General features: G+C 48.4%; 15 protein-coding genes. 6 read left to right on the top strand and 9 right to left on the bottom strand.

Translation table 11 applies throughout. From position 1 onward, the window contains the following. The first annotated feature begins 4 nt into the window (after window positions 1-4). Window positions 5-298, top strand: coding sequence for a hypothetical protein (locus BGM27_RS04040; RefSeq protein WP_007409167.1), 294 nt, complete (start codon window positions 5-7; stop codon window positions 296-298). Window positions 299-341: 43 nt separating this feature from the next. Here the strand turns inward: BGM27_RS04040 and BGM27_RS04035 are convergent, their stop codons facing one another. From BGM27_RS04035 to BGM27_RS04005, 7 genes are all read right to left on the bottom strand, one after another. Then, window positions 342-560: a spore germination protein gene (locus BGM27_RS04035; RefSeq protein ID WP_003155143.1), complete on the bottom strand. Its 219-nt coding sequence runs from the start codon at window positions 558-560 to the stop codon at window positions 342-344. A 39-nt stretch (window positions 561-599) separates the two neighbouring features. Continuing rightward, on the bottom strand, window positions 600-995 hold the full coding sequence (locus BGM27_RS04030) for a spore germination protein GerPE (RefSeq protein WP_007409166.1): 396 nt from the start codon (window positions 993-995) through the stop codon (window positions 600-602). Beyond that, complete coding sequence (locus BGM27_RS04025; RefSeq protein WP_003155141.1) at window positions 995-1,171, bottom strand: hypothetical protein; 177 nt, start codon at window positions 1,169-1,171, stop codon at window positions 995-997. The genes BGM27_RS04030 and BGM27_RS04025 overlap by 1 nt, the downstream gene beginning before the upstream one ends. Beyond that, window positions 1,168-1,785, bottom strand: coding sequence for a spore germination protein GerPC (gene gerPC, locus BGM27_RS04020; RefSeq protein ID WP_007409165.1), 618 nt, complete (start codon window positions 1,783-1,785; stop codon window positions 1,168-1,170). Before gerPC ends, BGM27_RS04025 begins: the two co-directional genes overlap by 4 nt. A 35-nt stretch (window positions 1,786-1,820) precedes the next feature. After that, window positions 1,821-2,057 carry a spore germination protein GerPB gene (locus BGM27_RS04015; RefSeq protein ID WP_007409164.1) on the bottom strand — a complete coding sequence of 79 codons (237 nt, stop codon included), beginning with the start codon at window positions 2,055-2,057 and terminating at the stop codon, window positions 1,821-1,823. Between the two features lie 12 nt (window positions 2,058-2,069). Further along, window positions 2,070-2,291 (bottom strand): spore germination protein, encoded by a 222-nt coding sequence (locus BGM27_RS04010; protein ID WP_003155135.1) that lies wholly within the window; start codon window positions 2,289-2,291, stop codon window positions 2,070-2,072. Window positions 2,292-2,480: 189 nt separating this feature from the next. Further along, complete coding sequence (locus BGM27_RS04005; RefSeq protein ID WP_007409163.1) at window positions 2,481-2,696, bottom strand: aspartyl-phosphate phosphatase Spo0E family protein; 216 nt, start codon at window positions 2,694-2,696, stop codon at window positions 2,481-2,483. 217 nt (window positions 2,697-2,913) lie between these two features. On the opposite strand from BGM27_RS04005, the gene BGM27_RS04000 reads away from it, so the two are divergent. Next, a complete protein-coding gene (locus BGM27_RS04000) occupies window positions 2,914-3,819 on the top strand; it encodes a fumarylacetoacetate hydrolase family protein (RefSeq protein WP_007409162.1) in 906 nt (301 codons plus the stop codon). A 93-nt stretch (window positions 3,820-3,912) separates the two neighbouring features. After that, window positions 3,913-4,269: a YisL family protein gene (locus BGM27_RS03995; RefSeq protein ID WP_007409161.1), complete on the top strand. Its 357-nt coding sequence runs from the start codon at window positions 3,913-3,915 to the stop codon at window positions 4,267-4,269. A 264-nt stretch (window positions 4,270-4,533) separates the two neighbouring features. Here the strand turns inward: BGM27_RS03995 and BGM27_RS03990 are convergent, their stop codons facing one another. Next, a complete protein-coding gene (locus BGM27_RS03990) occupies window positions 4,534-5,076 on the bottom strand; it encodes a DUF2777 family protein (RefSeq protein ID WP_032865262.1) in 543 nt (180 codons plus the stop codon). A 175-nt stretch (window positions 5,077-5,251) separates the two neighbouring features. On the opposite strand from BGM27_RS03990, the gene asnB reads away from it, so the two are divergent. Further along, window positions 5,252-7,093: an asparagine synthase (glutamine-hydrolyzing) gene (asnB, locus tag BGM27_RS03985; RefSeq protein ID WP_007409158.1), complete on the top strand. Its 1,842-nt coding sequence runs from the start codon at window positions 5,252-5,254 to the stop codon at window positions 7,091-7,093. 85 nt (window positions 7,094-7,178) lie between these two features. After that, window positions 7,179-7,919 carry a squalene/phytoene synthase family protein gene (locus BGM27_RS03980; protein WP_007409157.1) on the top strand — a complete coding sequence of 247 codons (741 nt, stop codon included), beginning with the start codon at window positions 7,179-7,181 and terminating at the stop codon, window positions 7,917-7,919. A gap of 34 nt (window positions 7,920-7,953) precedes the next feature. Here the strand turns inward: BGM27_RS03980 and BGM27_RS03975 are convergent, their stop codons facing one another. After that, on the bottom strand, window positions 7,954-9,321 hold the full coding sequence (locus tag BGM27_RS03975) for an MATE family efflux transporter (RefSeq protein WP_007409156.1): 1,368 nt from the start codon (window positions 9,319-9,321) through the stop codon (window positions 7,954-7,956). A 122-nt stretch (window positions 9,322-9,443) separates the two neighbouring features. Between BGM27_RS03975 and BGM27_RS03970 the strand changes: the two genes are divergently transcribed. Beyond that, a complete protein-coding gene (locus tag BGM27_RS03970) occupies window positions 9,444-10,307 on the top strand; it encodes an AraC family transcriptional regulator (RefSeq protein ID WP_007409155.1) in 864 nt (287 codons plus the stop codon). Window positions 10,308-10,427 lie beyond the last annotated feature (120 nt).

Below are 10,427 nucleotides of genomic sequence, written 5' to 3'. Positions count from 1 at the left end.
AACCATGGCCGATTCTGCCGAGGGCACATGTGAATTATGCGGCCGCCATCATGTGCGGCTGACGGAGCACCACTTAACGCCTAAGGAAGAAGGCGGGACATTCCTTCCGACCGCAATGCTCTGCATCCCTTGTCATAAACAGGTTCACGCGCTCTATACGAATCAGGAGCTTGCGGCAAGGCTCACGGGAATAGAAGAGCTGCGGCGTGACCCGAAACTCGCGCGGTTTGTGAAATGGATCAGAAAACAGCCGCCGGAAAAGCTTGTAAAAACAAAAAAAGCAAATGAACGAAAATAACGCTGAACCAAAAGCAGCCCTCTTCTGAAAGAGCGGCTGCTTTTTAGGCGTTTCCGACCACATTTTGATCGCTGACATCGGGGTCTATATAGTTTGTCGCATTGACAACGTTGTTTAATAACAGGAAATCTCCGGTATTGCCTGCTCCCGAACCGAGCGCAGATTTAGAAGAGCTTTTTGGAGAAAGGTAAAAGGAATCACCAAAGTTTACGACTCCGCCCGATATGGAATTGATAGCTATAGGTCCGGTAATTGCTGGCATAAACGACACCCTTTATAGAAGTCTCATCGTCATTATATGTCAGGGCTGCTGTGATTGTGAGCTTGGCGTGAAGATCTGCCTAATATGTTTCAGCCGCGAATCTCCCAGAACGATCGACGTCGATCCGATTTGAACCACGGATGCTGACGATACCCCTTGAACTTTCACATTCCTTACCCGAATTGAAGGGTTTTCATGGCAGAATGCGCTTTGGACTCCCGTTTCCGGTAACGGCATGACGGCCGGCTGCCGAAAAATCTGGTATTCTTTTTTGTTAAATGAGCCTTCATCATCTCTGTATACAGCAAGACTACGCTGATCGGCCAATACTTTGATCCGCATATTGATTTCATTTGTATCGCCTGCTTGAAAGACACTCGCAATCCCGACTGAATTGATTTTGGCGTTCCGGAGGCGTGAAATGCGCTTTAACATTATTCCGGCGCCAGCGGCACATAAGGCCCGATAATAAGAGATTCCGGAGGCGTGTCAAAGATGGAAGACAGATAGACGGAATCGGTGTCGCCGATTAATAATAAGGAAGAACTGGATACACCGGTAGACCGGATGTCGCCGACTTCAATATTCCGGTTAATCACTGTAAAAATCATGACGGATCATCACCTTTCATTTCACCAGGTATGTGCTTAATAAAGTGCTCGACGGCCCTGACAATATCACGCTTCACATGTTCGGCAATCTGCTCGGCATATTGCGCGGGCGCCGTATTTTCTTCTTTCGGGACATGGGACAGATAATACTGAATCCGGCTGTCCATCTGCTTTCTGATATCTTCAATAATATGATATTTGTTCGCTTCGTCCAGCCTGCTCTCATACTGAGTTTCGAGCTGCTCTAAAAGCGCGGGGATTTCTTCATTCAGGTACATATCGACGTTTTGACGGATTTGCTGCATTTGCTGGCCCGCCTGTTCCTGCTGCATCATTCCGACCTGCGGAGATGTCTGGCCGACTTCGAAGTTTTGCACGGCATTCGGATCAGTCGGATTCAATCCGATATTCAGCGTTCCTTCCAGCCGTTCAATTTTCAGCTGATCAAATTTATACTCGAGCCGATCGATTCTTGTAGAAGGCTGCTGCTTCAGCGTTGAAATTTCATTTTGGAATTCTTTCATCTGCCGTTCGAGCTCCTGAATCTGCTGCGCCTGCTGCTGGACGAAAGAATTTAAATTCTGCAGGTAGGATGAAACGGATTGATCATACATGACATTCACCTCGCGTCTCGTTTCCTTCATTAAAACTACCGGCTTGGCGGCTGGAGCGGTACAAATGATGAGGTGCCGGGACCCCCCCCTGTTGTTACAGTCTGCTGCCCCGCGGTGACAGGCGGCGCCGGCTCAACATAACTCCCTGTGTTGTACAGATTGGAAAGAGATTTAATTGAACCGGCGCTTCCGATTTGCAGTATGGAGGAATTGCTGACAGATTCTACACGCATGTAATTGATATGGATCGACTGATTGACGTAAAAATTCATACGGCGCCTCCTTTATGCGTTTCCTGCCATCGGCTGATCGATTACATCATTATCGTACACATTCGTTGAATTCCTGTAATTCGTCAGTGTGAGATTGTCTCCGGTATTGAAGCTGCCCGCTCCGGCAAATGTCTTAACCTCTGCTTTTGGAGAAATGGTGATGCAGTCGCCTATATGAACGACTCCGCTCGTACCGACGGCATTAATTTTAAACGCTCCGACAATTGCGGGCATACGAGCACATCCTTTTCGTGAAGATTTTCATGACTGCACTCCAGGAGCTTATCTGGGCTGCCTGCCTAAAATAGCTTATGACAAATGCACATTTTTGTGAGCGGAAAAAACTTTAGACGTAAAAACACCGGCGCTTTACGCATGCCGGGTCTTATACATAAATGATACAGATTTATATACATATCACGTTTATGAGAAAGCCTCTTTTTTTCCTGCGGTGCGGCCGTGCTCAATCTGTGCGGCCGGGTTCAGCCCGCTGTCTTTCGTTTGTTGGATGAGCCCGCCCCGGCACCCGTTTAAAAGGCTGTCCAGCTCCTGGCTGCACCTGATGGTCTCCGTCGCATTGATTCCGAATTTTTGCGCTGTCTCGAATAAAGTTAATCTTTTTTCTTCAATTTTGTTCATCGTGTGATCTCCAATTCTCGATTATTTTGGAAAACATAGGATGATAATAGTATAACCCATTTTGGCCAAGAAGGTTTTATTTCGTCAATATGACTAAAAAAGTGACAATTTTTGATACTCTTTTACACTTATTTTCAGCCTGTTTAAAAGAGGAATTTCCCGCCCGGAGGAAGAATACATAAAGGAATGCCAGATTTAAAAATGATGGGGGATTAACATGAAATTTGCGACAGGGGAACTGAACAGCCGAACATTTGTCGGTCTGATCATTGATGATGACAAAATCTTAGATCTGCAAAAGGCTGAAAAAAAATTGTTTGAACTTGAGACGATTCCGGGTTCGCTGATCGAGTGCATTCAAAAAGGAGATAAGTTTGTCGCGCATGCCGGACAGCTTGCGGAATGGGCGAAAAAACCGAATGACGAGTCGGGTTCATTTATGTATGCGCTGTCTGACGTAAAGCTTTGCGCGCCTATTCCGAGACCTTCAAAGAACGTGATCTGCATCGGGAAAAATTATCGTGATCATGCTGTTGAAATGGGGAGTGAGGCTGATATACCGGAGCATCCCATGGTTTTTACGAAAGCCCCCGCTGCCGTTACAGGTCACGGAGAAACAGTGAACAGCCACTTGGACGTAACGGAGCAGCTTGATTATGAAGGGGAGCTTGCGGTAATCATATCTAAAAGCGGATCGCACATCTCCAAAGAACATGCGCTTGATCATATATTCGGCTATACAATTGTAAATGATATAACAGCGCGCGATCTGCAGAAGAAACATAAACAGTTTTTTATCGGCAAAAGCCTCGATACGACATGCCCGATGGGCCCGGTCATTGTACATAAGTCGGCCGTCAGTGATCCGCAAAGCCTGAAAGTTGAAACGCGGGTGAACGGAGAACTGCGCCAATCAGGATCAACGGGTGACATGATTTTTCCGATAGCTGAATTAATCGAAACGCTGTCAAAAGGGATGACGCTTGAAGCCGGTGACATTATAGCGACGGGGACGCCGTCCGGTGTCGGAAAAGGGTTTAAGCCGCCGAAATTTTTAAAGCCGGGGGACCGCATTGACATTACAATTGAACCGATCGGCACGCTGTCGAACCAAATCGGATAATTGTGTGTCTTTCGCACGATTGATAATGCTCCGATCGGCTTGTTGTGGTACCATAAGTGAGGCAGATTGATCTGATAGGGGGAATTGAACATAATGACACATTGGCATATTACTTCATGGGTCGTTGCGCTTATCCTGGTATTTGTCAGCTACGGGCTGTACGGTTCCGGAAAAGCGAAGGGCGCAAAAATTACGCATATGATTCTGCGCTTATTCTACATTATTATTATTCTGACCGGAGCTGAGCTTTTTGTCCGTTTTGCGAATTGGAACGGAGAGTACGCCGGAAAAATGCTGCTCGGCATCATTACCATCGGACTGATGGAAATGCTCGTCATCCGCAAGAAAAAAGGCAAATCAACCGGCGGACTGTGGATCGGTTTTATTATCGTGCTCGTCCTGACGGTGCTGCTCGGCCTTCACTTGCCGATCGGCTTTCACGTATTTTAATCAATCGCTTGAAAAACCCGGATGCATCCGGGTTTTTTTAGTTGCGCATACATTCTGCGCAACTGTGCCGCTGAATGAGAAATGCCGTGACAGGGGATGTTGATGAGGCGAAGGAGATGTGCAGGATGCCAAAAGCGTCAATCACTCTTGTTTCCGCAAAAGCTACGGCTGTGAAGGGTAAAAGCAAACGCCGGGCATCAATCAGCGTGAAAAACAAAGCTGAATACATCAGGCGGCACCTATTTAAAAGGTGCCGCCTGTTTGTTACGCGGTGCCGTCTTGTTTTGCCGCAGAATACATAATGGAGCGCCGCCCGTCAGATGCCGTCCATTCAAATCTGTCGTGTTTACCCGAGCTGCCGCGGTGATGCTGCAGGGCGCATTGTGTGTCATCCGCCGAGAAGTGATAAAACGAAACGCCTTCACCGGAAAACAGCGCCTGATTGTAGGAAAATACGCAATCATATACAGACAGGCCGAACCCGTGCAGATGGCTGAGAAACAGCAGAAACGTTTCATCGTCCAGCGAATCGAGCAAGGTTAACAGCGGCCGTTTGACCGCCTTTTCATAACGGATTTCTTCCCCGCCGAGCAGGGGGATGGTGTCTGCGCCGATTTCGGCCGCACCGCCGCAAATCCGTGCCGGCTGCCATCTGCCGCCGCGTTTCATCAATACGTCTGCGTTTCCTAGACTGTCTGCCAGCAGGATATCGCCTTCATCGTTTTCGACGAGGCAGATGCCGTCCTCTATCATCAGGGTGCCGCGACCCCATTTGTTTTTTTCTGAGAAAAGCTGTTTTCGTTTCATAACCGTGCCGGTCTCCTTTGTTTGTTTCTTCTCTTCCGTTCTTTCCAAATCGGGCTTGTCTCATACAACTCTTAGTGGGACAAATCAACTATCTGCGTTTCTTTGCATAAACTGGGTAAAGTGCTGATAGAAACGAATTTGATACCGACAGAAACGGGATTGGAGCTGATATCACATGTGTGGAATTGCGGGTTGGGTCGATTTTCAAAAGCAGCTCGTCCAAGAGAAACATATTATGAACAATATGATAGACACTCTTTCAAAACGAGGGCCTGATGATTCAAACGTCTGGGGAGAGCCCCATGTTTTATTCGGACATAAAAGACTTTCGGTCGTTGACATTGAAGGCGGCCGCCAGCCGATGGCCTGCACGCATCAAGAGGAAACGTACACCATCATTTATAATGGCGAGCTGTATAACACGGAGGAATTGCGGAAGGAGCTTCAGGCGAGGGGCCACCGTTTTGAGAGGACCTCTGATACAGAAGTGCTGCTGCACAGCTATATTGAGTGGCGGGAGGAGTGCGTGGACCGCTTGAACGGTATTTTCGCTTTTGCCATCTGGGATGAAAAGCGCAAGCGGCTGTTCGGGGCAAGAGACCGGCTCGGCGTCAAACCGTTTTTTTATAAAGAACACGGCTCTTCCTTTCTGTTTGGGTCGGAATTGAAAGCCATCCTTGCTCATCCTGATGTGAAAGCCCGCACAGACAGCGGCGGACTTGCGGAAGTATTCGGACTCGGGCCGTCCAGAACTCCGGGCTGCGGGGTGTTTAAAGGAATTCACGAGGTGCGTCCCGCCCATGCGTTCACTTTCTCAAAGGACGGTTTGTCCATATGGCGTTATTGGAATGTAAAGAGCGAAAAGCATACAGACAGCTTCGATGAAACCGCAGCTCACATTCGGTACTTATTTCAGGATGCAGTGACACGCCAGCTCGTATCTGACGTGCCGGTTTGCACGTTTTTATCAGGGGGGCTTGATTCGAGCGCGATAACCGCGATAGCCGCGGCTCATTTTGAGAAACAAGGCAGAGATCCCCTTCATACTTATTCAATTGATTATGAGGAGAACAGCAAATTTTTTAAAGCGAGCGCCTTTCAGCCGAATGATGACGGCCCGTGGATCGATAAAATGACAAATGCATTCGGCACACAGCATCATAAGTGCGTGATTACGCAGGATCAGCTGATTGAACATCTGGAGGAATCCGTTCTCGTCAGAGACCTGCCGGGCATGGCTGATGTTGATTCATCGCTATTATGGTTCTGCCGGGAAATTAAAAAAGATTTTGTCGTGAGCCTTTCCGGAGAATGTGCGGACGAAATTTTCGGCGGATATCCGTGGTTTCACACAGCGGCAGAAGAAGAGGGATTTCCTTGGATGAGGTCGACTGAGGAGAGGGTCACGCTCTTGGATGAAAAGTGGCAAAAACGGCTGAATCTTAGAGAATACGTGAATGCGAGATATGAAGAAACCATTGCGGAAACGCCGCTGTTAGATGGTGAGACGGGAACAGATAAAGCGAGACGGCAGCTGTTCTACTTAAATATGCTTTGGTTTATGACAAATCTGCTCGACCGCAAAGATCGCATGAGCATGGGCGCAAGTCTTGAAGTACGGGTGCCGTTCGCCGACCACAGACTTGTGGAATACGTTTGGAATATTCCTTGGGAAATGAAAATGCATGGCAGCCGGGAAAAAGGTATCTTGCGGAAAGCGCTTGAAGGACTGCTTCCTGAAGATATTTTGTACCGCAAAAAAAGTCCTTATCCGAAAACGCATCACCCGAAATACACGCAGGGGGTCACAGAATGGCTGAAAACGATTTTACAACAGAAAGATTCCGTGCTTCACACCCTGCTTGACAGAAAGAAGCTGGAAATGCTGCTGGAGACAGAAGGTTCATCTTTTCAGGTTCCGTGGTTCGGCCAGCTGATGAAAGGCCCGCAGCTGATCGCCCATCTTGCCCAGATCCATACATGGTTTGAGGCGTACCGTATCGATATAGAAGAATAACAGTGCCGCGACCGGTTTCCGCTGAAGGATATCGGTCTTTTTATTGTGAAACATATGGTACACTAAAAAACAGAGGAGTGATACCATGACCGAATACGAAACATGCGCCCAGCTTGCCGAGGCGCACTTTCCTTTATATAAACGGACTTTCTCATCCCTGCCGCCAAAAAACAGGCGGGCCGCATGGGCGGTGCTTGCTTTGTTTCACGAAGCTGACCGGCTTGATGTGCAGGAACTTGGAGGATTTGAACAGGCGGCACAAGACTTTCTGAACGGGTCACGCGCCGACGGCTTTTTGTGGGAGGCGCTCACCGATGTGCGGCAGCAATTTGCGCTTGAAGAAGAGCCGTTACGTGAGTTTATCGCCGGCCAAATCTCTGACAGAGAAAAAGTAACTTATCAAGAGTTTGATGACCTGCTGATGTATGCGGGCCAAACAGGCGGAGCCCTCGGCCTGCTGCTGCTGCCGGTTTGTGCGCGCCGGAACCAAGAGAAACTCCGCCATGCAGCCGTTTCATTAGGAGCAGCCATTCAGCTGACCCGGGTGCTTCTGGAGGTCCATACGGACGAGCGGGCGAAAAAGCGTCTCCCGCGCCAGGTGATGAAGCAATTCGGCTATACGGAAGAAGAGCTGGAGAGCCATACCGTCAACAAAGCTTTTATGAATGTATGGGAGTACATCGCATTCGAGGCCGAGGCGTATTTCGAGGAGGCGTCTGAAGAGCTGGAGCTGTTTCCGTTATACTCAAGGCCCGCCGTTACCGGTTTAGCGGCACATTACCGATCAGAGCTCGGTGACATGAGACAACAGCTTTCGCAAGCATAAAAAACGCCCGGCTTCATAACGAAGCTTCGGGCGTTTATGCAATCCCTTTTTGAATCCAAATCCGCGACCGCCATCTTCTGTACATAAGAATGCCTCTGACCCATTCATCCGCGATAAATGAAATCCAGATGCCCATAAGCCCTAATCCGAAATGGATGCCGCACAGATAAGCGAGCGGCAGACCGATACCCCACATGGAAATCATCGCCATGTAGACGGGAAATTTTGCATCTCCGGCAGCCCGCAGCGAGTTGATGATAATGACATTAAATGAACGGCCGGGCTCAAGAATGATCGTCATGGCGATCAGCATGCTCGCCGTCGCAATTATGTCAGGGCTGCTTGTGAAAATTCCGATTAGCTGCTTTGAAAACAAGGTCATGATCACGGATGTCAAAGCGGCAATGCCAAGCGCCCAGTACAGACTTTTCATGCAGCGGTCATAAGCGTCGTCAAACCGTTTGGCGCCGATATATCTGCCGATCAAAATCTGTGTGCCCTGGCTGATCGCCGTTCCGAACAGCAGGATAAACATGGTGATGTTTTGTGTATAAACCTTTGTTGTAAGTGCCTGAGCGCCCATAATGGCGATAAAATAAGTGACAACCATTTGCGAAATGTTGTAAGACAGCTGTTCGCCGGCAGACGGAATCCCGATTTTCAGGAGTTTTCGCAAGTGCTCTTTATGGACGTGAAAAATCTTTTGCCATGTCAGACCGAGTCCGATGCGTTTTTTAACGATCACAATCATCGCGAACAGCCCGATGATCCGCGCGAAGGACGTTGACATCGCAACACCGGCGACGCCTAACACCGGAAGGCCGAGCGGCCCGAAAATGACAAGAAAGTTTCCGGCAATATTTAAAATATTCATCCCGATCGTAACGAACATCGTATCCTTCGTATGACCGTAGCTTTTTAAAATGGCGCTGAACGTCATAATCAAAGCCTGAATGAAGGACAGCCCGCCGACCACCTGCAAAAAGACTTTGGCATCCGGCATCAATTCATTGGAAAGACCCATCACATGAAGCAGCGGAACGGCCGCAAAAAATATGGCGGCGCTGATGGCGAGACTGATGACAAAGTTCGCTCCTATTGATACATAAGCCACTTCCTGCGCCTCTTTTTTCTGTTTAGATCCTAAAAACTGTGAAATCACAATTGTCGTGCCCGTTGCGATAAAGCTGAACATCACGATAATTAAATTTAAAATCTGATTGCTGACACCCACGGCCGCCACACTGTTGTCAGAGTATTGGCTAAGCATAAGAGTGTCGGCGTTTCCCATAAACATATATAATGAAACCTCAATAAATATCGGCCAAGTCAGCGCGTATAATGAGAGTTTGTGATCAGAGGATTGTTTGAACGCAGCCCGTTTTAAAATCGCTTGTTTCATTTCTTTTAACCCCTTTCCTGACAAAATCAACGTTTAAAAGTGTACCTCCATTTTCTTATAATAAAAAGGGAGAGAAACGAAACTTCTTGCAAAAATCCGACTTAAAAAGGAGGGCCGAAAATATGTCCTTTCTCGAGTTCACAGTTCCTCCGTTCCCGGTCTTTATCGCTGCGGGAGAAGGAGTGTTCAAAAAAGGCGAAACCCATGTGAGACGGGTCTTCCCGGTGTTTGATCTGCTGTATGTGAAAGAAGGCGTCCTCTACATTACAGAAGACGAAAACGCCTTTTCCGTTGAAGCGGGAGAATATATTCTGCTTTCTCCCGGCCTTGAACATTACGGGACAAAAGGCAGTGAAGAAACGACATCCTATTCGTGGCTTCATTTTGAGGGAGCGGCTTATGAGGTGACGGAAACAACCGGGAACAATTGGTCGGAGCTGAGGCGAAAAAAAGGGAGCTTTGAAGAACCGTCCCGCTACCGCCTGTCCCTGCCGCAAAAAGGGAAGGTGAGACGCCCGCAGTTTATGGCCGGGCAATTCAGTGTGCTGACCGATGACAGCGCCGAGAACTCCGATCTGCCGCTCAGAAAGCAGATTCTGTTTGAAGAGCTGCTGCTCCATCTTCAGAAAGAAGCGTTCCAAATCCCGTCCGCAAAGGAAAGAGTCGCATGGGAGGCCGCCCGGTACCTGCAGGAGCACTATCAGGAGAAAACAACCATCAAAGCGCTCTCTTCGGCTCTTCATTACAACCAAGACTACGTGACCCGCTGTATGCAGCAGGTGCTCGGCGTCACGCCCGGCCAGTATACGAACAAAGTCAGAATGACGGAGGCGAAACGTCTTTTGTCCGCAACCAATGACAAAATGGGGGCAATCGCGGACGCCATCGGTATGGAGGACCCGACCTATTTTTCCAAACTGTTTAAACAGATTGAAGGCATTTCGCCGCTTGAATACCGCAAATTCGTAAGCCGGAAAACGGACTGACCTAATACCAGAGAACAAAAGAGGGATCAGTAAGCATGAAAATGACAATTTACGATGTGGCCGAAAAAGCGGGCGTCTCCGGCTATGCCGGATTATGATAGATTCGAAGTGAAAAAGCAA

The sequence above is a fragment of the Bacillus sp. FJAT-27001 genome (genome assembly GCF_019039175.1).
GTDB classification, from domain to species: Bacteria; Bacillota; Bacilli; order Bacillales; family Bacillaceae; genus Bacillus; species Bacillus velezensis.
Note: the sequence above shows the minus strand (reverse complement) of the source record. Positions and strands in the feature narration are given on the sequence as shown.